Genomic DNA, 21,067 nt, shown 5'->3' on the forward strand with positions numbered 1-21,067 from the left:
AAGTCCGTTCTCACCTGGGGTGATGACCATGAACCCGAACAGGACCCGCAGGCTCACCCTGGCCGCGGCCGCCGCTGTGGTGCTCTCCTTCACCGGAGCCGCGTGCAGCGACGACGGCGGTGGCGGGTCGGGAGACGGCGACAAGAAGATCACCGTCGGCATCAAGTTCGACCAGCCCGGCATCGGGCTCAAGACGCCGGACGGCAAGTACACGGGCTTCGACGTCGCCGTCGCCACGTACGTAGCGAAGCAGCTCGGCTACAAGCCGTCCGACATCGTCTGGAAGGAGGCCAAGAGCGCCGACCGCGAGACGCTGCTGCAGCGCGGCGACGTGGACTTCATCGCCGCCTCCTACTCGATCAACGACAAGCGGCTCCAGAAGGTCGACTTCGCCGGTCCCTACCTGCTGGCCCATCAGGACGTGCTGATCCGCGCGAACGACAACTCCATCACCAAGCCTTCCGACCTCAACAACAAGAAGCTGTGCTCGGTCACCGGCTCCACCTCCGCGCAGAACGTGAAGACGAAGCTCGCCCCGCAGGCGCAGCTCCAGGAGTACGGCGGCTACTCCGAATGCCTGACCGGCCTGGAGAACGGCGTGATCGACGCCCTCACCACCGACGACTCGATCCTCGCCGGCTACGCCGCGCAGCCCGAGTTCAAGGGCAAGTTCAAGCTCGGCGGCTTCAAGATGAGCAACGAGAACTACGGCATCGGCGTCCAGAAGGGCAGCGAACTCAAGGCCAAGATCAACGCGGCGCTGCAGAAGATGGTCGCCGACGGGTCCTGGCAGAAGGCCGTGGACGAGAACTTCGGCCCCGCCGGATACAAGAACGAACCCGCCCCGAAGATCGGCGTCGTCGTCCAGTGAGCAGGGCAGGCAGCCGTGTTCGACTTCCTTGAGGGTTACGACATCCTGGGAGCCTTCTGGACCACGGTCCAGTTGACGATCTACTCCGCCATCGGCTCCCTCATCTGGGGGACGCTGCTGGCCGCCATGCGGGTCAGCCCCGTCCCCCTCATGCGGGGCTTCGGCTCCGTCTACGTCAACATCGTCCGCAACATCCCGCTCACCGTCATCATCGTCTTCACCTCCCTCGGTCTCTTCCAGACCCTCGGAGTGAGCATGGGCGCCAAGGACTTCACGACCATCAACTTCCGGCTCGCCGTCCTCGGCCTCATCGCGTACACCTCCGCCTTCGTCTGCGAGGCGCTCCGCTCCGGCATCAACACCGTCCCCCTGGGGCAGGTCGAGGCCGCGCGCGCGATCGGGCTGAACTTCACCCAGACGCTGCGGCTGATCGTGCTGCCCCAGGCCTTCCGTTCGGTCGTCGGGCCCCTCACCAACGTCCTCATCGCCCTCACCAAGAACACCACCGTCGCCGCAGCCATCGGCGTCGCCGAAGCCGCGCTGCTGATGCGGGAGATGATCGAGAACGAGGCCCAGCTCCTCCTCATCTCCGCGATCTTCGCCTTCGGCTTCATCTGCCTGACCCTGCCGACCGGGCTGTTCCTCGGCTGGGTCGCCAAGAAGGTGGCGGTGAAACGATGAGCAAGCCCACCGTCCTCTACGACGTGCCCGGGCCGCACGCCCGGCGCCGCAACGTCCTCTACACGCTGGTCTTCGTGGTCGGCCTGGCCGCCGTCGTCTGGTGGGTGCTGCAGAGCCTCGCCGACAAGGACCAGCTCGCCTGGGCCAAGTGGTCGCCCTTCTTCACCGACCCCCGGGTCTGGACCACGTACATCCTCCCGGCCCTGCAGAACACCGTGATCGCCGCCGCCCTCGCCATGGTCATCGCGCTGCCTCTCGGCGCGCTCTTCGGCATCGCCCGGCTCTCCGACCACGCCTGGGTCCGCGCCGTGGCCGGCACGGTCGTGGAGTTCTTCCGGGCCATCCCGGTCCTGATCCTGATGCTCTTCGCCAACGCGGCCTACTCGGAGTTCACCGACGTCAGCCCCGAGAACCGGCCCCTGTACGCGGTCGTCACCGGCCTCGTGCTCTACAACGCCTCCGTCCTCGCCGAGGTCGTGCGCGCGGGCATCCTCGCCCTGCCGGCCGGCCAGACCGACGCGGCCAAGGCGATCGGCATGCGCAAGGGCCAGACCATGACGTACGTGCTGCTGCCGCAGTCCGTCACGGCGATGCTGCCGGCCCTCGTCAGCCAGCTCGTCGTCATCGTGAAGGACACCGCGCTCGGCGGCGCGATGCTCGGCTTCTCCGAGCTCCTCGCCTCCGTCCGGCCGATGAGCGCCAACTACGGTGCGAACACCATCGCGTCCTTCACCGTCGTGGCCGTCATCTTCGTCGTCCTCAACTTCCTCCTCACCAGCTTCGCCGCCTGGCTGGAGGGCAGGCTGCGCCGCGGCAAGAAGACCACCGGCGCGGTCGTCGGCGTCGAGGCCGTGGAAGAGCTCGCCGTCCCCGGGGAGCACCAGCACCCGCCGACGGGAGGCGGAGAGCGGCCCTGAGCGGGAGGGGCGCGGCGGGGCGAGCCGGGCCTCAGGTCTTTCCGGTCTTCGGCGTCGCCCCTGGGCCCCCGATGTCCGGTGCGGCCCGAGGCCCCCGACCCCGCGACCCCCGACCCCGCTCCCCGGCCTCCCCGCCCCCCGGCCTTCCCGCCCCCGGGCCTTCCCGCCCCCGGTCTTCCCGATCCCCCGGCCTCCCCGCCCCGACCCTCCGACTTCCCCGCCCCCCGGGCCTCCCCGACCCCTCGGACTTCCCCGCCCCCCGACTTCTTACGGTCCGGTGACCGGAAGCCCCACCCCCTCACCTCCGGCGACTCCCGTGCCGAGAATCAAGGGCATGACCGCCACACCCCCCACGCTCACCCCCACGGACCGTCTCCTCGCCGCGCTCGGCGGACTCGTCGCCGGGTACGGCGGCCTCGCCGTCGCCGCGCTCGTCGCCGTCCTGGTGCGGCCCGAGGCCGGACCCGTACCCGCCGTCGGGGACGCGGTCGTCGACCGGACGCCCGCCGGGATCAAGGAGTGGGCGATCCGTACGTTCGGCGAGAGCGACAAGGCGGTCCTGGAGTTCGGCATCCTCGTGCTGCTCGCGGGCCTCGCCGCCGCCCTCGGCCTGCTCGCCCTGCGCCGGCCGGTCGCGGCCGTCGCGGGCGTGGCCGTGCTGGGCGCGGTCGGGGCACTCGCCGCCGTCACCCGCCCCGACTCCACGTCCCCCGCCGACGCGCTGCCCTCGCTGGTCGGGGCGGCGGCCGCCGCGGTCGTCCTGTACGTGCTGGCCCGGCGCCTGACCGCCCCGCGCGCCGGCGCCGCCGCGGCCCCGGACCGGCGGGGCTTCCTGCTGACCGGCGCCGGCATGGTGCTCGGCGCGACCGGCGCCATGGTCCTCGCCCGCAGCGTGGGCTCCACCCGCTCCGAGCACGCCACGGCCTCCCGTAACGCCCTCCGGCTGCCCCGGCCCGCGTCGCCCGCCCCCGCCGTCCCGCGCGGAGCCCAGTTGCCCGTCGAGGGCATCAGCCCCTTCGTCACCCCGAACCGCGACTTCTACCGGGTCGACACGGCCCTCGTCGTCCCGCGCGTCGACGCCGACACCTGGCAGCTGCGCGTGCACGGCAGGGGAGTGCCGCGGGAGCGGGTGTTCACCCTGGCCGAGCTGATGCGCCGTGAGGTCGTCGAGCGGGACGTCACCCTCGCCTGCGTCTCCAACGAGGTCGGCGGCCCCCTCGTCGGCAACGCCCGCTGGCTCGGCGTCCGCCTGGCCGACCTGCTGCGCGAGTGCGGGGTGCGCCCGCCCTCGGCCGGCGGCCCGGCCGACCAGCTGGTGGCCCGCTCGGTGGACGGGATGACCATCGGCACCCCCGTCGAGGCCGTCATGGACGGCCGCGACGCCCTCCTCGCCTTCGGCATGAACGGCGAGCCCCTGCCCTTCGAGCACGGATTCCCCGTCCGCATGGTCGTCCCCGGGCTGTACGGGTACGTCTCCGCCTGCAAATGGATCGCGTCCGTCGAGCTGACCACCTTCGCCGCGTACGACGCCTACTGGGTGCCGCGCGGCTGGGCCGCCCAGGCGCCGATCAAGACCGAGTCCCGCATCGACACCCCGCGCGCCTTCGGCCGGGCCACCGCCGGGACCGTCGCCGTCGCCGGGGTGGCCTGGGCCCAGCACCGGGGCGTCTCCCGGGTGCAGGTACGGGTCGACGACGGGCCCTGGCAGGACGCCGAGCTCGGCGCGGAGGACAGCCGGGACACCTGGCGCCAGTGGGTCCACCGCTGGCAGGCCGAACCGGGCCGGCACACCCTCACCGTGCGGGCCACCGACGGCACCGGCGCGGTCCAGACCGAACAGCGGCAGGGCACGATGCCCGACGGGGCCACCGGCTACCACTCGGTCGTCGTGACGGTCGACCCGGCCTGAGCCGCCCCGCGGCGCCACCTGCGGATGAGCGGACGGGCCGGGCGGCGCACCATGAAGACATGGACGGCACGCCCGACCTCAGGGACGTCAGCGCGCCGGGCCGGCTCGCCGGGCCCGACGAGGGCGTCAGCACCGCGGAGCTGGCCCTCGCCGCACGCAACCACGGTCTGCCCCTCGAAGCGCTCCGTTACGACACCACACCGCCCGGCCTCCACTACGTCCTGGTCCACTACGACATCCCGGACGTCGACCCCGACCCCGAGGACTGGCGGCTCGGCGTCGGCGGCCGGGTCGCCCGTCCCCTCTCCCTGGACCTGGCGGCGCTGCGCGAGCGGCCCGCCGTCACCCATCGGGTCACCCTGGAGTGCGCCGGCAACGGCCGGGCCCGCCTCGCGCCCCGCCCGGTCAGCCAGCCCTGGCTGGTGGAGGCCGTCGGCACGGCCGACTGGACCGGCGTCCCGCTGGCCGGGCTGCTCGCCGAGGCGGGCGTCGCCGACGGCGCGGTCGAGGCCGTCTTCACCGGCGCCGACCACGGCGTCGAGCGCGGCACCGAGCAGGACTACCGGCGCAGCCTGCCGCTGTCCGTCGCCGCCGATCCCGCCCGGGGCGTGCTCGTGGCGTACGCGATGAACGGCGGCCCGCTCCCGCCCCAGCACGGACACCCGCTGCGGCTCGTCGTGCCCGGCTGGTACGGCATGGCGAGCGTCAAGTGGCTGCGCGACATCACCGTCACCGACACCCCGTTCACCGGCTTCCAGCAGTCGGTCGCCTACCGCTACCGGCAGGAGCCCGACGACCCCGGCGAGCCCGTGGACGTCATCGCGCCCCGCGCCCTGATGACCCCGCCCGGCTTCCCCGACTTCATGTCCCGCACCCGCGTCGTGCGGCCCGGCCAGGTCCCGCTGTCCGGCCGCGCCTGGTCCGGACACGCGCCGGTGGTCCGGGTGGAGCTAAGCACGGACGGCGAGAAGAGCTGGACGGACGCCCAAGTGACCGCCGACCCGGACCGGCCCTTCGCGTGGGCCGCGTGGCGCACGACGTGGACCGCGACCCCCGGCTCGTACGTGCTCACCGTCCGCGCCACCGACGCCACCGGCCGCACCCAGCCGCTCACGGCACCGTGGAACCGCGGCGGCTTCGGCAACAACCTGGTCCAGCGGGTCGAGGTGGTGTGCGTCGCGTAGGCGAGCGGCCGAGCGGCGGCCCGGCGAGCGGGAGGGTGGGCCTGCTCACGTAGGCCCGACGGGCCCGTGGTCCGCCCGGAGGTCCGGGATAGAGTCGCCCCGGGACGTCCACCGCAGACACCGCACGACCGAGGAGCATTCCGTGACCGACCCGGAGACCATCGCCCTGCAGCAGCAGATCGCCCGGGAGCTGGAGGTCGCCGAGACCTTCGACCCGAGCGCGGAGATCGAGCGCCGGGTCGCCTTCCTCGCCGAGCGCCTCACCTCCACGGGCCTGCGCTCGCTGGTCCTGGGCATCAGCGGCGGCGTCGACTCCACCACCACGGGACGGCTCTGCCAGCTCGCCGTCGAGCGGGCCCGCGCCGCCGGGCACGACGCCACGTTCTACGCCATGCGCCTGCCGTACGGGGTCCAGGCCGACGAGCACGACGCCCAGCTCGCGCTCGACTTCATCAAGGCCGACCGGGTCCTCACCGTGGACATCAAGCCGGCCAGCGACGCCGCCCTCGACGCGACCCGCGCCGCCGGGGTCGCCTTCCGCGACGCCCACCACGAGGACTTCGTGCACGGCAACATCAAGGCCCGGCAGCGGATGATCGCCCAGTACGCGGTCGCCGGCGCCCACGACGGCCTGGTCGTCGGCACCGACCACGCGGCCGAGGCGGTCTCCGGCTTCTTCACGAAGTACGGCGACGGCGCGGCCGACCTCGTCCCGCTCACCGGCCTCACCAAGCGCCGGGTCCGCGCCGTCGCGGACCGGCTCGGCGCCCCCGCGGAGCTGGTCTGGAAGACCCCGACGGCCGACCTGGAGACCCTGGACCCGGGCAAGCCGGACGAGGACGCGCTCGGCGTGACGTACGACGAGATCGACGACTTCCTGGAGGGCAAGCCGGTAGGCGAGGTCGCCTTCGCGTCGATCGTGCGCCGCTACGAGCTGACCGACCACAAGCGCAAGCTCCCCATCGCCCCCTGACCCGTAGGGGGTCCGGGTCCGCTGTCACCCTCGGGTGACGGCGGAGGACCATCCGGCCGTTTCCGCGTGGCGGGGGCGGCCGGGTGTGCGCCCGGTGGTGTGCCCTGAGGGGACGTCAGCAGACGCCCCACCGAAGGGAGAACCGCCCGTGTTCGGGAACACCAAGGCATTCAGCAGCTTCTCGGTCGACGACCTCGACGCCGCCCGTCGCTTCTACGACGAGACCCTGGGCCTCGGGACGGCCGAGGAAGGGGAGGGCGACATGCGGATGCTGTTCCTGACCCTCGCCGGCGGGGCGAGGGTCTTCGTCTATCCGAAGGGCGACCAGCACCGGCCGGCGAGCTTCACGGTCCTCAACTTCGAGGTGGACGACATCGATTCCGCGGTCGAGGACCTGAAGGCGCGCGGGGTGGAGTTCCAGCGCTACCCCGGCTTCGAGTTCGACGGCAACGACATCTGCCGCGACACCCGGGGCCCCGCCATCGCCTGGTTCACCGACCCGGCGAAGAACGTCCTCGCCGTGCTCCAGCCCTAGGGCGTGTCCGGAAAGTCCCGCCTGCCCTCCGGGCAGCGGCGGGAGTGGGACGGCAGGACCCGGGAGATCGACCAAGGCCGTGGGCTAGGGTGTGGCCATGACTACCGGGATGGCATCGCGCCGCACACGGATCGGTGACCCGGTGCTCCGCTGAGCGCCGCGCGGGCCGATGCGGGCCCGCCGCCCGATCGAGGATCCCGCGCCGCCGCGCGGGCTCCGCCTCCGTCGTGTTGACCACAGGTTCGACACATCCACCACGACAGGAGGTCCCATGCCCATCGAGACGCTGCTGATTCCCACCCCGGACGGTCAGGCCGACGCCTTCGCCGCCTTCCCCGACCGCGGCGAGCGGCACCCCGGGGTGCTGATGTACCCGGACGGCTTCGGCATCCGGCCCGTGCTGCGGGAGATGGCCCGCGAACTGGCCGGACACGGCTACTACGTGCTCGTCCCGAACCTCTTCTACCGCCACGGCCCGGCACCGGTGGTCGAACTCCCCGAGCACATCGGGGAAGAGGACCGGCCCGCGGTCTTCGCCCGGCTGATGCCCTTGATAGAGGCGCACACCACCGAACGCGTCCTGAGCGACGCCGACGCCTACCTCGGGTTCCTCACCGACCGGCCCGAGGTCGGCGCCGGTCCGCTCGCGGTGACCGGCTACTGCATCGGCGGCCTCCTGGCGATGCGCACCGCCGCGGCCCACCCCGGCCGGGTGGCCGCCGTGGCCGCGTTCCACGGCCCCGTGGGCGCCGACGGGCCCGGCCTCTTCTCCGGACTCACCGCCGAGGTCCACCTCGGCCACGCCGAGGGCGACATGACTCCGGAGGCACTCGGCGAGCTCAACCAGGCCCTGGACGCCGCGGGTGTCGCCCACACCTCCGAGATCTACCCCGGCACCGTCCACGGCTTCACCATGTCCGACACCGACGCGTTCAGCGCCTCCGGGCTGCAGCGCCACTGGGACCGCCTGCTCCCCCTCCTGGACCGCACCGTGGGCGTCAGCTGAGACTCCGGCCGGAGGACCGGGCCGAACCATTCGGCTCCGTGTGGCCGCAGGGCCGCCCCCGCCGGCTCGGGGGCGGCCCCCAGGGCCTCCCACCCGTGCCCCCTGAACGGTGTGCGCCGCCGTCGTGTGATCCACTGTCCTGGCGGGGGAGCGTCACGAACAGGAGCACGTCGCCTTGTCCACCTACCGCCAGCCCGGCCTCGTCCTCACCGACCGCCGCTTCACCGTGCCCCTCGACCACGCCCGCCCCGGCGGCGAGACGATCGAGGTCTACGGACGCGAGGTCGTCGCGAGTGACAAGGCGCACCGCACCGATCTGCCGTGGCTGCTCTACCTGGAGGGCGGACCCGGCTTCGGCGCGCGGCGCTTCGTCGGTCCGCAGGCCTGGCTCGGCCGGGCCGTCCAGGAGTTCCGCGTCCTCCTCCTCGACCAGCGCGGCACCGGACGCTCCACCCCCGCCAACCGGCAGACCCTGCCCCTCCGCGGCACCCCGCGCGAGCAGGCCGCCTACCTCGCCCACTTCCGCGCCGACTCCATCGTCCGGGACTGCGAGCTGATCCGCCGGGACCTCACCGGCGGCGCCCCCTGGACCGTCCTCGGCCAGAGCTTCGGCGGCTTCTGCGCCACCCACTACCTGTCCACCGCCCCCGAAGGGCTGGCCACCGTCCTCGTCACCGGCGGACTGCCGTCCCTGCACGCCACCGCCGACGACGTCTACCGCGCCGCCTACCCCCGCGTCCGCGCCAAGAACACGGCCCACTACGCCCGCTACCCCGACGACGTCGAGCGGGTCCGCCGGATCGCCGCCCACCTCCACGAGCGGCAGGTCACCCTGCCCGGCGGGGGCCGGCTCACCCCCGAGGCCTTCCAGTCCCTCGGCATCCTCCTCGGCGGCGGAGAGGGGAGCCACCAGCTCCATCTGCTCCTCGAGGACGCCTTCGTGCCCACCCCGGCCGGCCCCGCCCTCTCCGACGCCTTCCTCGAGAACGTCCAGGCCCACCTCTCCTTCGCCGGCCACCCGCTCTACGCCGTCCTCCACGAGGCCATCTACGCCCAGGGCGCGGGACCGACCGACTGGGCCGCCGAACGGGTGCGCGCCGAGTTCCCCGAGTTCGACGCGCCCAAGGCCCTCGCCGGCGACGGGCCCGTCCTCTTCACCGGGGAGACGGTCCACCCCTGGCACTTCACCACCGACCCGGCGCTGTCCCCGCTCCGCGAGACCGCCGAGCTGCTCGCGGCCCGCGCCGACTGGGCCCCGCTGTACGACCCCGCCCGCCTCGCGGCCAACGAGGTGCCGGCCGCCGCCGTGATCTACCACGCCGACATGTACGTGGACACCGCGCACTCCCTGGAGACCGCGCGGGCCGTCCGCGGCCTGCGCACCTGGGTCACCGACGAGTTCGAGCACGACGGCGTCCGGGCCGGCGGCCGGCGCGTCCTCGACCGCCTCCTCGCCCTCGCCCGCGACGAGCTGTGAGCGCGGGCGGGCGAGCGCCGTCCCTCCGCACTCCGCACGGGAGCAATCCCCGGCCCCGGGGATAGGATTCGCGGCGCAATCGATCAGCAATCGGCGCAGCAGGGGGCCCGGTGGCACACCGCGAGATTCCGGCGACCGGACGCGAGCTGAAGTTCCGGGCCCTCGTGGCCCAGCTGCGGCAGGGCATGCTCGACGGCACCTGGCCGCCCGGCAGCAAGCTGCCCACCGAGCGGGCCCTCGCCGCCGAGACCGGCGTCTCGGTGACCACCGTACGTCGCGCCTACGAGGACCTCGTCGCGCTCGGCCTGGTCGAACGCCGCCAGGGCGCGGGCACGTTCGCCGCCCACCGTCCCGAGGAGCGGCGCGCCGACCGCAGGGTGGTCGGCGTCCTCGTCCCCGACACGGCCTTCTACTACCCGCGGGTGCTGCACGGCATCGAGCAGGAGCTCGCCGCGGCCGGCGCACGGCTCGTCCTCGCCTGCTCGCACTACGACCCCGACGAGGAGGACGCCGCCGTCGAACGGCTCCTGTCCGCCGGCGTCCACGGGCTGCTGCTCGTCCCCACCCTGCACACCGCCACCGACCCGGGCCGCCGGGCCGAGGAACTCCTGGCCCTGTCCGTCCCCGCCGTCCTCGTCGAGCGCCGGCTCGCCGCGTACGGGCCCGGCGACCCCACCGAGCACGTGTGCACCGACCACGAGGGCGGCGCCTACGACGCCGTACGCCACCTGCGCGGCCTCGGGCACCGGCGGCTCGGCCTCGTGGTCCGCTCCGACGCCCCCACCACCGCCCCCATCGGGTCCGGCTTCGCCCGCGCGATCGCCGACCTCGGTCTGCCGACGCCCTGTCACCAGAGCGACGCCATGGCCGAGTGGAACCCCGAGCGCGCCGACCGGGCCGTGGCCGCGCTGCGCGCCGCGGGCGCCACCGCCGCGCTCTGCTTCGGCGACCGCGAGGCCGCGCTGGTCCTCGCCGCCGCCCGCCGGGCGGGCCTGCGGGTCCCCGACGACCTCGCCCTGATCTCGTACGACAACGAGTTCGCGGACGTCGCGGAGACCCCGCTGACGGCCGTGTCCCCGCCCAAGTTCCAGGTCGGCAGGCTCGCCGCGCAGATCCTGCTGCGCCGGCTCACCGAGGGCGGGGCCTCCCCGCTCCACCAGGTCCAGCTGCGCCCCCGGCTCGTCGTGCGCGCCTCGTGCGGGGCGGCGCCGGGGGACGGCGCGCGCCGGGACGCGCACAAAAGTCCAAGCCCCGCTCACTGATTGCTCATGGTGCCGCGCTCGCGCCGCGGGATACAAACCGTCCGAGCCCCGAGCTCCCCGCGCCGAGAGAGGGACGGACATGACCACCCACGTCGACACCGAGATCGCCAGCCAGCCCGACTGCTGGCGGCGCGCCGCCGAGATCGCCGCCGAACGGGTCGCGTTGCTGCCCCGTGCCGGGGAGCGGATCGCCGTGGTCGGCTGCGGCACCTCGTACTTCATCGCCCGCGCCTACGCCGCCCTGCGCGAGTCCCTCGGCGCGGGGGAGACCGACGCCTTCCCCGCCTCCGACCCGACCCCGCTCGGCCGCGGCTACGACCGGATCGTCGCCCTCACCCGCTCCGGCACCACGACCGAGGTCGCCGAGCTGCTCGCCCGGGCCGCCGGCCGGATCCCGACCCTGGCCCTCACCGGGGTCCCCGACAGCCCGGCCGGACACCACGCCGACACGGTGCTCGACCTGGTGTTCGCCGACGAACGCTCCGTCGTCCAGACCCGGTTCGCCACCACCGCGCTCCAACTCCTGCGCGCCGGGCTCGGCGTCGACCTCGGCCCGTCGATCGTGGACGCGGACCTCGCCCTGTACGAGCCGCTGCCGGCCGCGTGGGAGCGGCACGACCAGTTCACCTTCCTCGGCACCGGCTGGACCGTCGGTCTCGCCGACGAGGCCGCGCTCAAGCTCCGCGAGGCGGCCCGCGCCTGGACGGAGTCCTACCCGGCGATGGAGTACCGGCACGGGCCGATCAGCATCAGCGACCCCGGCAGCCTGGTCTGGTGCCTCGGCCCCGTCCCGCCCGGCCTCGCCGACGAAGTCTCCGCGACCGGCGCCCGGTTCGTCGCCGACGCCGTCGACCCGGTCGCCGCGCTGGTGCGCGCCCAGCGGCTCGCCGTCTCCCTCGCGGGCCGCCGCGGCCTCAACCCCGACCGCCCGCGCCACCTCACCCGCTCCGTGATCCTCGCCGGGGCCCGCTGACCCCCTGACGCGGCCGCGCCGCCGGCGATCCGGTCAGGGCCCCGGCCCGTATCCTGCGCCCATGACCGAGAAATCCGAACAGGCCCTGCCGCAGCTGGCCGAGATGCCCTCCGACTGGCAGCGCGCGCTCGCCGTCGTCGCTCACCCCGACGACCTGGAGTACGGCTGCGCCGCGGCCGTCGCGGGCTGGACGGACGCCGGCAAGGAGGTCGCCTACGTGCTGGTCACGCGGGGCGAGGCCGGCATCGACACCGTCGACCCGGCCACCTGCGGTCCGCTGCGCGAGCGGGAGCAGCGGGCGAGCGCGGCGGTCGTGGGCGTCGGGACCGTCGAGTTCCTCGACCACGAGGACGGCATGATCTCGTACGACCTCGGCCTGCGCCGCGACATCGCCGCCGCGATCCGCCGGCACCGGCCCGAACTCGTCATCACCCTCAACCACCGCGACACCTGGGGCCCGGAGCCCGGCGGCTTCTGGAACACCCCCGACCACCGGGCCGTCGGCCGCGCCACCCTGGACGCGGCGGCGGACGCGGGCAACCGCTGGATCTTCCCCGAGCTCACCGAGCAGGGCCTCGAACCCTGGAACGGGGTCCGCTGGGTGGCCGTGGCCGGTTCGAACCTGCCGACCCACGCCGTCGACGCCCGCCCGGGACTGGAGCGCGCCCACCGCTCGCTCCTCGCCCACCGCACGTACATCGAGGCGCTGACCGACCGGGACCCGGAGGAGTACGTCCGCGACTTCGTCGCCGAGTCGACCGGCCGCGCCGCCGCCCGCTTCGGCGGCCGCCCCGCGGTGGCGTTCGAGGTGTTCCCCCGCTGACGGGCCGGAGCTAGTCTCACCCCAGGAATCTGACGCATCGTCAGGATGCTGGGGGTGTGCGGTGATCGACACGCTCGACCACACCGTCCCGAAGGGTGAGGAACGCCTCTCCCTCCGGGTCGAGGACGGCGTCGGGGTGCTCACCCTGTGCCGCCCGGAGAAGCTCAACGGCTGGAGCTGGGAGGCGAGTCGGCAGCTCGGCGTGTTCGCCGACCGGATCCGCTTCGACGAGCGGATCCGGGTCGTGCTGCTGCGCGCCGAGGGCCGGGCCTTCTGCGCCGGCATCGACGTCACCGCGCCCGGTGGCGCCATCACCGGCCGGTCGGCGGCCGAGCGGACCGAGCACTACGCCGAGGGCATCCGCTGGGTCCACGAGCGGTTCGCCGCCTTCGCCCGGCTGCCGCAGCCGATCGTCGCAGCCGTCCAGGGCTACTGCCTCGGCTTCGGCTTCGAACTGGCCCTCATGGCCGACATCCGCATCGCCGCAGAGGACGCCGTCTTCGCCCTCCCCGAGACCGGCATCGGCGTCGCCGTGGACGCGGGCGGCGATCTGCGCATCGCCCGCGAGGCCGGGGCCGGCTGGGCCAAGTACCTCGCGCTCACCGGCCGGCGGATCGACGCGGCCACCGCCGCCCGGCTCGGCCTCGTCCAACAGGTCACGCCCGTCGCCGACCTGGCCCGGGAGGCCGCCGGGACGGCGGCCGTCATCGCGGCGGCGGCCCCGCTCGCCGTCCGCGCCGTGAAGCGCGACGTCGACGCCTACGCCGACCAGGGGATGGCCGCCGCCCTCGACCGCACCGCGCTCGCCGCCGCGCTCACCCTCACCTCCGAGGACGCCCGCGAGGGCTACGCGGCGAAGGCGGCCCGCAGGCCGCCCCGATTCGAAGGCCGCTGACCCGGCCCGCGCCCGCTCACATCGAGGGGGACGGCTTCAGGACGGCGAAGGGCGCCCCGAACGGGTCCGCGAACCAGGCGATCCGGCCCACCTGCGGCACGTCCGCCGGCGGCATCAGGACCGAACCGCCGCTCTCCTGCACCGTCGCGGCGGTCATGTCGGGGTCCGTCACCATGAAGTACGGCACCCAGCGCGAGACGCTCGCCCCGGCCTGGAGCGGGGCCGCGCCGCCGAACGAGGCGTCCTTCAGGTCGCCCTCGGCCGTGGAGATCACCCGGTACGTCATGCCCGGCGCGTCCATCGTCTCCCAGCGCCAGCCGAACAGCGCGCCGTAGAAGGCGAGGGTGGCCTCCGGGTCGCCCGTGTGCAGCTCGACCCACAACAGGGCGTCGGGCTCCGAGGTCCGGTCCAGGCCCTTGACCGTGCCCGGCTGCCACACGGCGAACCGCGCGCCGCCCGGGTCGGTCAGGGCGGCCATCCGGCCCGCGTCCATGACGTCGAAGGCCGCCATGCGCACCGTCCCGCCGTTGGCCTCGGCCGCGTGCGCGGTGGCGTCCGCGTCCGGCGTCTGGAAGTAGACGGTCCAGGCGCTGCTCGCGCCCTCCTCGGTGAGCGGGCCGAGCGCCCCGACCGTCCGGCCGCCCTGCTGGAAGAAGCCGTAGCCGCCCGCGTCGGGCCCGGCGGAGGCGAAGTCCCAGCCGAAGACCCGCCCGTAGAACGTGGCGGCGGCGTCGGTGTCGGGGCTGCCGAGATCGATCCAGCTGGGCGAGCCCGTGGTGAAGTCCGTACCGAGCATGGGGTGAATCCCGTCCTTCCGGTGGATGAAGATCTTTCGGTCACCATGGCCGATCCTCGCCCCCGCCCCCGGCCCGTGCCGCCCTGTCGGCCGGGTTTCATCCGCACGGCCTACCGCGCGTCGGGCCCCGCCGCGAACCGCCCCCGCCCCAGCTGGGTGCGCACCGGCACCACGGGCTCGTTGACGAGGGAACGCCGCTGCCAGTTCGCCCCGTCCACCACCAGCGTGTGCCCGCTTACGAAGCGGGCGTACGGGGAGGCCAGGAAGGTCGCCGCCCAGCCCAGCTCGCGGGGCAGGCCCACCCGCAGCGCCGGCTGACGGGCGTCCAGCCCTCCCGGGGTCCGGTCCAGGCTCTCCCGGATGTCCGCCACCATGTCCTCGTGCGGCATGAGCCCCGGCACCAGGCCGTTCACCTGGATCCCGTACGGTCCCCACTCCACGGCCAGGGTCTCGGTCAGGTTCTTCACCCCGGCCTTCGCCGCCGCCGAGTGCGCGTGCCCGGGCCCGCCCGTCCAGGCGTAAGAGGCCCCGACGTTGACGACCGAGCCGGGCGTCCCGGCCGCCAGATGCCGCCGGGCGAACTCCCGCGTCGTGAACCAGGTCCCGTTGAGCGTGATGTCCACGACCGCCCGCCAGCCGTTCGGTGACAGGTCCTCCGCCGGCACGGGGAAGTTCGCGGCGGCACAGTTCACCAGCACGTCCGGGCGGGCGCCGAGCCGCGCCTCGCAGGCGTCGAACACGGTGGCGAGCCGCTCCGGCTCGCGGATGTCGCACGCCCCGGTCACCACCCGCGTCCCCGCGACCCCGGCCAGCTCCTCGCGCGCCGCCGCGAGCCGCGCGGCGGTCCGCCCCACGATCGCCAGATCCGCCCCCAGCCGCGCGAACTCGGCGGCGATCGCCTTCCCGAGCCCGGACCCCCCACCGGTCACCAGGACCGCCCGCCCTGCGAAGGTGCCCGCGGGCAGCGCGGCGGCGCCGAGCGGGGGAGGCGCGGGCAGCCCCGGCGGATGCGCACTCGTCTCGTCCGTCATGGCGCATCGATAGCGCGCGGCCCGCGAGAACGGAAGGCCCGGGGAGGCGATCGGCGCGTGGCGGAGGTGGCGAGAGGGCCGCGGGCGGTCAGCCGGTGGGGCGCGTAGGGGGCTCCGGCGCACGTTGCCGGGGCGTCGTCGGGGCGCCAGGGGCGCCGACGAGGCTCGGAGGCAGCGCGGATGGGCGTTGCGGGCCGTTGGCGGGGCGCCGGCCTGTGTTGCCGGGCCGTCGTCCGGGTGCCGGCGGGTGTTGCCGGGCCGTCGTCCGGCGCCGGCGGCCCTTTGCGGGCCGCCGCCGGGCCCCGGAGGGGGCTCCCCGGCCCGGAGCGAAGGGCCCGGGCGGTCATGCCACCCCCGCGCCCGCCTTCCGGTCCAGATCCGCGAACAGCAGGTCCGCGTTGACCATCGCCGCGGCGCGGTAGCCGCCGCTCGCCGCGTTCACCACCTGCTCCTGCGCGCCGATCACGTTCCCCGCCGCCCACACGCCCGGCACGCTGGTCCGGAACGTCTCGTCGACCGTGACGAAGGTGCCGAGCGGCGTCTCGTGCGTGGCCGCGCCCAGTGCGGTGAGCAGCCCGTCGCGGGGCCTCGTCCGGGTGCCCACGAAGAGCACCTCGCGCGGTACGACCCGCCCGTCCGCCATCCGTACGCCCGTCAGCCCGCCCTCCTCGACCACCAGGCCCGCCACCTCGCCGGTCACGACCGTCACGCCGGCCGCGGCGAGCCGGGCCGTGTCCTCGGGCGAGGGGTCCGGGGCGGTGTGCAGGAAGAGGGTCACGTCGGGGGACCACTGGGAGACCATCAGGGCCTGGTGCGCCGGCATCACCGGATGCGCGAGGACACCGAACGCCCGGTCGCGGACCTCCCAGCCGTGGCAGTACGGGCAGTGGAGCACGTCCTTCCCCCACCGCTCGGCCACGCCGTCGACCGCCGGGAGCTCGTCCGCCAGACCGGTGGTGACGACCAGCCGGCGCGCCCGGAGCCGCCGCCCGTCCGCGAGCGTCAGCGCGAAGCCCGCGTCCCCGTGCGGGACGGCGCCGGTGACCAGGCCGTGCGTCCGGTCCACGCCGTACGCGGCGATCTCCTGCCGCCCGGCCGCCAGGAAGTCGGCCGGGCTCATGCCGTCCCGGGTGAGATAGCCCTGCATGTGGGCGGCGGGGGCGTTGCGCGGCTCGCCGGCGTCGACCACGAGCGTCCGGCGCCGGGCCCGGCCCAGGACCAGGGCCGCGCTGAGCCCGGCCGCGCCGCCGCCGACCACCACCACGTCGTACGTGCCGGCCCCGGCCTCCGTGCCGGCCCCGGCCTCCGTGCCGGCCCCGGCCTCCGTGCCGGCCCCGGCCTCCGTGCCGGCCCCGGTCTCCGTGTCGGCCTCGGCCTCGGTCCTGATCTGGGTCCTGATCTGGGTCTCGGTCTCGCCGAGGGGGTTCTCGTTCATGCCGCGAGAGTGACCCGGTGCCGCATGTTTGACAAACAGAGTTGCTGTTTCTGCAATGGATGCATGACTGCCGCAGACCGCCACGACCACCGCCACGACCACAGCCGTGCAGAGCCCCGTGAAGACCGCCGCGAGGACCGGGGCGAGGGCCACCGCGAAGACGCCCGGATCGACGACGTCCTGAACGAGGTCGGCCCCCGCCTGCGCCGCATCCGGCGCGAGCGCGGCGCCACCCTCGCCGAGCTGTCCACCGCCACCGGCATCTCGGTGAGCACCCTCTCGCGCCTGGAGTCGGGGCAGCGCAAGCCCAGCCTCGAACTGCTGTTGCTGATCGCCCGCGCCCACCAGGTGCCGCTGGACGAGCTGGTCGGCGCCCCGCCGGTCGGCGACCCGCGCGTCAAGGCCAGGCCGATCGTCCGCCACGGCCGCACGATGTACCCGCTCACCCGCCAGCCCGGCGGGCTCCAGGCCTACAAGGTCGTGCAGGAGGCCGGCTCCGAGGTGCCCGACCCGCGGGTCCACGAGGGCTACGAGTGGCTGTACGTGCTGTCCGGGCGGCTGCGGCTCGTCCTCGGCGAGCACGACGTGGTGCTGGGCGCCGGCGAGGCCGCCGAGTTCGACACCCGGGTGCCGCACTGGTTCGGCCCGGCGGGGGACCGGCCGGTGGAGTTCCTGAGCCTGTTCGGCCCGCAGGGCGAGCGGATGCACGTACGGGCGCGGCCGAAGAGCTCCTGAGGCCCCGTCCGGCCGGGCCGACGGCGCCGACCGGGGCCTGTCTCAGGCGTTTCCCGGCGCCGGCCGGGCGCGTCCCAGGCATTCCCGGCGCCCGCGAGCCGGCCGGGCCGGGCGGGGGCGACAGCCGGGGCGCGCGCTCCCGGGTGGGACGTCCGCGGTGATCGCATGGCGGGCGAATCCGGCAGCGGCGGAAAGAGGACGTGCGAGTCCGGTTCCGCGAAGCCAAGCGACCGCTTAGTATGCGAGCGATCCCGCAGGACGCGCGACAGCACATGGAGGCCCCGATGCAGGCATGGCGAGTGCACGAGAACGGTGAACCGGGCGAGGTGATGCAGCTCGACGAGACCGGACGCCCCGAGCCGGGCCCCGGTCAGGTGCTGCTCAAGGTCCGCGCCACCGGGCTCAACTTCCCGGACGCCCTGCTGTGCCGGGGCCAGTACCAGGTGCGGCCCCCGCTCCCCTTCACGCCGGGCGTGGAGATCTGCGCCGAGACGGAGGACGGCCGCCGCGTCATCGCGACCCCGGCCCTGCCGCACGGCGGCCTCGCGGAGTACGCGGTCGCCGACGAGGTCGCCCTGCTGCCCGCGCCCGAGGCGCTGGACGACGCCGAGGCCGCCGCCCTGCACATCGGCTACCAGACCGGCTGGTTCGGCCTGCACCGCAGGGCCGGCCTGCGGGAGGGCGAGACGCTGCTCGTGCACGCCGCCGCGGGCGGGGTCGGCAGCGCCGCCGTCCAGCTCGGCAAGGCGGCCGGCGCCACCGTCATCGGCGTCGTCGGCGGCGCCGACAAGGCGGCGGTCGCCCGTGACCTCGGCTGTGACGTCGTGGTCGACCGGCACGCCGAGGACGTCGTCACGGCCGTCAAGGAGGCCACCGGCGGCCGTGGCGCCGACGTGATCTACGACCCGGTCGGCGGCGCCGCCTACCAGCAGTCCGCCAAGCTGGTGGCCTTCGAGGGCCGGATCCTGATCGTCGGCTTCGCGAGCGGCACCGTCCCGGCCCCCACGCTCAACCACGCCCTGATCAAGAACTACTCGATCGTGGGCCTGCACTGGGGCCTCTACAACCTCAAGGACCCGGCCGCCGTCCTGCGCTGCCACGAGACCCTCACCGAGCTCGCCGCGAAGGGCCTCGTCAAGCCCTACGTGAGCGAGCGCGTCGCCTTCGACGCCGCCGCCGACGCCGTGCAGCGCATCTCCGAGGGCACCACCACCGGCCGCCTCGTCGTCCTTCCGGAAGGAGCCCGCGCATGACGGCAGACCGTACCGGCGCCGCCGAACTCGTCGAGCGCACCCGGCGGTTGCTCGCCGAGCACCCGCCCGCCACGACCGACCGCCGCGACTTCCTGCGTGCCCGCTTCGACGCCGGTCTCGCCTGGGTGCACTACCCGGTGGGCCTCGGCGGACTCGACGCCCCGCGTTCCCTCCAGGCCGTCGTCGACGCCGAACTCGCCGCCGCCAAAGCCCCCGACAACGACCCCCGCCGGATCGGCATCGGCCTCGGCATGGCCGCCCCCACCCTCCTCGCGTACGGCTCCGAGGAGATCAAGGAGCGTTTCCTGAAGCCTCTGTGGGTCGGCGAGGAGGTCTGGTGCCAGCTCTTCAGCGAGCCGGGCGCCGGCTCCGACCTCGCCGCTCTCGGCACCCGCGCGGTGCGTGACGGCGACGACTGGGTGGTCGACGGGCAGAAGGTGTGGACCTCCAGTGCCCATGTGGCCCGGTGGGCCATCCTCATCGCCCGCACCGACCCGGACCTGCCCAAGCACCGGGGCATCACCTACTTCGTCTGCGACATGACCGACCCGGGCGTCGAGGTCAGGCCGCTGCGCCAGATCACCGGCGAGGCCGAGTTCAACGAGGTCTTCCTGACGAACGTCCGCATCCCCGACGCCCACCGCCTCGGCGAGGTGGGCGACGGCTGGCGGGTCGCGCAGACCACCCTCATGAACGAGCGCGTCTCCATCGGCGGCGCCCGCGTCCCCCGCGAGGGCGGCATGATCGGCAAGGCCGCCGAGACCTGGCGGTCCCGCCCCGAGCTGCGCACCCACGACCTGCACCGCCGGCTGCTCGACCTGTGGGTCGACGCCGAGGTGGCCCGGCTCACCGGGGAGCGGCTGCGCCAGCAGCTCGTGGCCGGCCAGCCCGGTCCCGAAGGCAGTGCCATGAAGCTCGGCTTCGCCCGTCTGAACCAGGCCGTCAGCGCCCTGGAGGTGGAACTCCTGGGCGACGAAGGCCTGTTGTACGGGGACTGGGCGATGGCCAGGCCGGACCTGGTCGACTTCACCGGCCGCGACGCGGGCTACCGCTATCTGCGCGCCAAGGGCAACTCGATCGAGGGCGGCACGACCGAGGTGCTGCTCAACATCGTCGCCGAGCGGGTCCTGGGCCTGCCCGCCGAGCCCCGCAACGACAAGGACGTCGCCTGGAAGGACCTCGCCCGATGACGGAACCCACGGCCACGGCCGACCTGCTGTACTCCGACACCGAGGACGACCTGCGGGCCGCGGTCCGCTCCCTGCTCTCCGACCGGGCCGACGCGCAGACCGTGCTCGGCCGCATGGAGGGCGACAGCCCGTACGTCCCCGGGCTCTGGGAGGCCCTCGGCGGCGGGATCGGCGCCGCCGGACTGCTCGTCCCCGAGAAGCTCGGCGGCCAGGGCGCGAGCCACCGCGAGGCCGCCGTGGTCCTGGAGGAGCTCGGCCGGGCGGTCACCCCCGTCCCGTACCTCACCAGCGCGGTGGTGGCGACCGAGACGCTGCTGGCGCTCGGCGCCGACGACGGTCCCGTCGCGGAGCTCCTCGCGGCGCTGGCGGGCGGCGGCAGCGTCGCCGTCCTCGCGGTCCCGCTCTCGACCGCGCCGGCGGACACGGGTGTCCGCTCCGGCCCCGTGCCGGCCGTCGCGGACGCCCTCGCCGCCGACGTCCTCCTCGTCCCGCGCGCCGACGGACTGTACGCCGTCCCCGCCGGCGACGCGGTGATCACCCCGCGCTCCTCGCTCGACCTGACCCGGCCGCTGGCCGTGGTCGACGCGGACGGTGCCGCCGGCACCCGCCTCGCCGGTGCCGAGGCCTCGGCCGCCGCCGTCCGGCGGGGACTGCTCGCCGGGGCGGGGCTGCTCGCCTCCGAGCAGCTCGGCATCGCCGAGTGGTGCCTGGAGGAGACGGTCCGGCACACGAAGGAACGGCACCAGTTCAACCGGCCGATCGGCTCCTTCCAGGCGCTGAAGCACCGGATGGCCCAGCTCTGGCTGGACCTCGTGGGTGCCCGCGCCGCGGCCCGCGCCGCGGCCGACGCGCTGGCGACCGGCGCCCCCGACGCCGCGCTGACGGTGGCCGTCGCCCAGGCGTACTGCTCCAGGACCGCCGTACGCGCCGCCGAGGAGTGCGTCCAGCTGCACGGCGGCATCGGCATGACCTGGGAGCACCCCGCGCACCTGGCGCTGAAGCGGGCCAAGTCCGACCAGACGGCGCTGGGTTCGGCCGGCCGGCACCACGACGCCATCGCCGCGCTGGTGGACCTGCCCGCCCCCAGGTAAGGGGCCCATGCGTCCGCACCCCTCTACATG

The 21,067-nt window shown here is 74.5% G+C and carries 20 protein-coding genes; 17 read left to right on the plus strand and 3 right to left on the minus strand.

The annotated features are described in order from the left end of the window. Positions 1-28 precede the first annotated feature (28 nt). The 13 genes from ACIGXE_RS06155 (at position 29) to ACIGXE_RS06215 (ending at position 13,506) form a co-directional block, all read left to right on the plus strand. Positions 29-871 (plus strand): glutamate ABC transporter substrate-binding protein, encoded by an 843-nt coding sequence (locus ACIGXE_RS06155; RefSeq protein ID WP_399743941.1) that lies wholly within the window; start codon positions 29-31, stop codon positions 869-871. A 15-nt stretch (positions 872-886) separates the two neighbouring features. Further along, entirely contained in the window at positions 887-1,552 is a 666-nt protein-coding gene (locus ACIGXE_RS06160) for an amino acid ABC transporter permease (RefSeq protein ID WP_399743943.1), read from the plus strand. Then, positions 1,549-2,469, plus strand: coding sequence for an amino acid ABC transporter permease (locus ACIGXE_RS06165; RefSeq protein WP_399743946.1), 921 nt, complete (start codon positions 1,549-1,551; stop codon positions 2,467-2,469). The genes ACIGXE_RS06160 and ACIGXE_RS06165 overlap by 4 nt, the downstream gene beginning before the upstream one ends. A 334-nt stretch (positions 2,470-2,803) precedes the next feature. Beyond that, complete coding sequence (locus ACIGXE_RS06170; RefSeq protein WP_399743949.1) at positions 2,804-4,378, plus strand: molybdopterin-dependent oxidoreductase; 1,575 nt, start codon at positions 2,804-2,806, stop codon at positions 4,376-4,378. 59 nt (positions 4,379-4,437) lie between these two features. Continuing rightward, positions 4,438-5,562: a sulfite oxidase gene (locus tag ACIGXE_RS06175; RefSeq protein WP_399743952.1), complete on the plus strand. Its 1,125-nt coding sequence runs from the start codon at positions 4,438-4,440 to the stop codon at positions 5,560-5,562. A gap of 142 nt (positions 5,563-5,704) precedes the next feature. Next, positions 5,705-6,535 carry an ammonia-dependent NAD(+) synthetase gene (gene nadE / locus ACIGXE_RS06180; protein WP_399743955.1) on the plus strand — a complete coding sequence of 277 codons (831 nt, stop codon included), beginning with the start codon at positions 5,705-5,707 and terminating at the stop codon, positions 6,533-6,535. A 148-nt stretch (positions 6,536-6,683) separates the two neighbouring features. Next, positions 6,684-7,070, plus strand: a complete 387-nt coding sequence (locus ACIGXE_RS06185) for a VOC family protein (RefSeq protein WP_399743958.1) — start codon at positions 6,684-6,686, stop codon at positions 7,068-7,070. 271 nt (positions 7,071-7,341) lie between these two features. After that, a complete protein-coding gene (locus ACIGXE_RS06190; protein WP_399743961.1) occupies positions 7,342-8,076 on the plus strand; it encodes a dienelactone hydrolase family protein in 735 nt (244 codons plus the stop codon). 175 nt (positions 8,077-8,251) lie between these two features. After that, the gene (locus ACIGXE_RS06195; protein ID WP_399743964.1) at positions 8,252-9,553 is read left to right on the plus strand and encodes an alpha/beta fold hydrolase; all 1,302 of its coding nucleotides are present in this window, start codon (positions 8,252-8,254) and stop codon (positions 9,551-9,553) included. A 110-nt stretch (positions 9,554-9,663) separates the two neighbouring features. Beyond that, entirely contained in the window at positions 9,664-10,815 is a 1,152-nt protein-coding gene (locus ACIGXE_RS06200; RefSeq protein ID WP_399743967.1) for a LacI family DNA-binding transcriptional regulator, read from the plus strand. A gap of 79 nt (positions 10,816-10,894) precedes the next feature. Next, entirely contained in the window at positions 10,895-11,788 is an 894-nt protein-coding gene (locus ACIGXE_RS06205) for an SIS domain-containing protein (RefSeq protein ID WP_399743970.1), read from the plus strand. 61 nt (positions 11,789-11,849) lie between these two features. Continuing rightward, the gene (locus ACIGXE_RS06210; RefSeq protein ID WP_399743973.1) at positions 11,850-12,611 is read left to right on the plus strand and encodes a PIG-L deacetylase family protein; all 762 of its coding nucleotides are present in this window, start codon (positions 11,850-11,852) and stop codon (positions 12,609-12,611) included. 61 nt (positions 12,612-12,672) lie between these two features. Next, a complete protein-coding gene (locus tag ACIGXE_RS06215; RefSeq protein WP_399743976.1) occupies positions 12,673-13,506 on the plus strand; it encodes an enoyl-CoA hydratase/isomerase family protein in 834 nt (277 codons plus the stop codon). A gap of 16 nt (positions 13,507-13,522) precedes the next feature. On the opposite strand, the gene ACIGXE_RS06220 is transcribed toward ACIGXE_RS06215, so the two are convergent. From ACIGXE_RS06220 to ACIGXE_RS06230, 3 genes are all read right to left on the minus strand, one after another. Continuing rightward, positions 13,523-14,302, minus strand: coding sequence for a VOC family protein (locus tag ACIGXE_RS06220; RefSeq protein WP_399743979.1), 780 nt, complete (start codon positions 14,300-14,302; stop codon positions 13,523-13,525). A gap of 110 nt (positions 14,303-14,412) precedes the next feature. Beyond that, on the minus strand, positions 14,413-15,333 hold the full coding sequence (locus ACIGXE_RS06225; protein ID WP_399743982.1) for an SDR family oxidoreductase: 921 nt from the start codon (positions 15,331-15,333) through the stop codon (positions 14,413-14,415). A 343-nt stretch (positions 15,334-15,676) separates the two neighbouring features. After that, complete coding sequence (locus ACIGXE_RS06230; protein ID WP_399743985.1) at positions 15,677-16,768, minus strand: NAD(P)/FAD-dependent oxidoreductase; 1,092 nt, start codon at positions 16,766-16,768, stop codon at positions 15,677-15,679. A gap of 63 nt (positions 16,769-16,831) precedes the next feature. Here ACIGXE_RS06230 and ACIGXE_RS06235 point away from each other — a divergent pair, with 63 nt between their 5' ends. The 4 genes from ACIGXE_RS06235 to ACIGXE_RS06250 all read left to right on the plus strand — a co-directional run bounded on the left by ACIGXE_RS06235 (position 16,832) and on the right by ACIGXE_RS06250 (position 21,037). Further along, complete coding sequence (locus ACIGXE_RS06235; protein WP_399743988.1) at positions 16,832-17,503, plus strand: helix-turn-helix domain-containing protein; 672 nt, start codon at positions 16,832-16,834, stop codon at positions 17,501-17,503. A gap of 284 nt (positions 17,504-17,787) precedes the next feature. Further along, entirely contained in the window at positions 17,788-18,756 is a 969-nt protein-coding gene (locus ACIGXE_RS06240) for an NADPH:quinone oxidoreductase family protein (protein WP_399743991.1), read from the plus strand. Beyond that, positions 18,753-19,946: an acyl-CoA dehydrogenase family protein gene (locus ACIGXE_RS06245; RefSeq protein WP_399743994.1), complete on the plus strand. Its 1,194-nt coding sequence runs from the start codon at positions 18,753-18,755 to the stop codon at positions 19,944-19,946. Before ACIGXE_RS06240 ends, ACIGXE_RS06245 begins: the two co-directional genes overlap by 4 nt. Beyond that, a complete protein-coding gene (locus ACIGXE_RS06250) occupies positions 19,943-21,037 on the plus strand; it encodes an acyl-CoA dehydrogenase family protein (protein ID WP_399743997.1) in 1,095 nt (364 codons plus the stop codon). The genes ACIGXE_RS06245 and ACIGXE_RS06250 overlap by 4 nt, the downstream gene beginning before the upstream one ends. The last annotated feature ends 30 nt before the right edge of the window (positions 21,038-21,067 follow it).

This window comes from Streptomyces sp. NPDC053431 (assembly GCF_044544925.1).
Lineage (GTDB): Bacteria > Actinomycetota > Actinomycetes > Streptomycetales > Streptomycetaceae > Streptomyces.

Excerpts from the sequence above, each read along its gene's own strand:
- ACIGXE_RS06170 (WP_399743949.1), top strand. The coding sequence starts at position 2,804 with ATGACCGCCACACCCCCCACGCTCACCCCCACGGACCGTCTCCTCGCC.
- ACIGXE_RS06190 (WP_399743961.1), top strand. The coding sequence starts at position 7,342 with ATGCCCATCGAGACGCTGCTGATTCCCACCCCGGACGGTCAGGCCGAC.
- ACIGXE_RS06175 (WP_399743952.1), top strand. The coding sequence starts at position 4,438 with ATGGACGGCACGCCCGACCTCAGGGACGTCAGCGCGCCGGGCCGGCTC.
- ACIGXE_RS06155 (WP_399743941.1), top strand. The coding sequence starts at position 29 with ATGAACCCGAACAGGACCCGCAGGCTCACCCTGGCCGCGGCCGCCGCT.
- ACIGXE_RS06225 (WP_399743982.1), bottom strand. The coding sequence starts at position 15,333 with ATGACGGACGAGACGAGTGCGCATCCGCCGGGGCTGCCCGCGCCTCCC.
- ACIGXE_RS06165 (WP_399743946.1), top strand. The coding sequence starts at position 1,549 with ATGAGCAAGCCCACCGTCCTCTACGACGTGCCCGGGCCGCACGCCCGG.
- ACIGXE_RS06250 (WP_399743997.1), top strand. The coding sequence starts at position 19,943 with ATGACGGAACCCACGGCCACGGCCGACCTGCTGTACTCCGACACCGAG.
- ACIGXE_RS06240 (WP_399743991.1), top strand. The coding sequence starts at position 17,788 with ATGCAGGCATGGCGAGTGCACGAGAACGGTGAACCGGGCGAGGTGATG.
- ACIGXE_RS06235 (WP_399743988.1), top strand. The coding sequence starts at position 16,832 with ATGACTGCCGCAGACCGCCACGACCACCGCCACGACCACAGCCGTGCA.
- ACIGXE_RS06220 (WP_399743979.1), bottom strand. The coding sequence starts at position 14,302 with ATGCTCGGTACGGACTTCACCACGGGCTCGCCCAGCTGGATCGATCTC.
- ACIGXE_RS06205 (WP_399743970.1), top strand. The coding sequence starts at position 10,895 with ATGACCACCCACGTCGACACCGAGATCGCCAGCCAGCCCGACTGCTGG.
- ACIGXE_RS06245 (WP_399743994.1), top strand. The coding sequence starts at position 18,753 with ATGACGGCAGACCGTACCGGCGCCGCCGAACTCGTCGAGCGCACCCGG.
- ACIGXE_RS06230 (WP_399743985.1), bottom strand. The coding sequence starts at position 16,768 with ATGAACGAGAACCCCCTCGGCGAGACCGAGACCCAGATCAGGACCCAG.
- ACIGXE_RS06210 (WP_399743973.1), top strand. The coding sequence starts at position 11,850 with ATGACCGAGAAATCCGAACAGGCCCTGCCGCAGCTGGCCGAGATGCCC.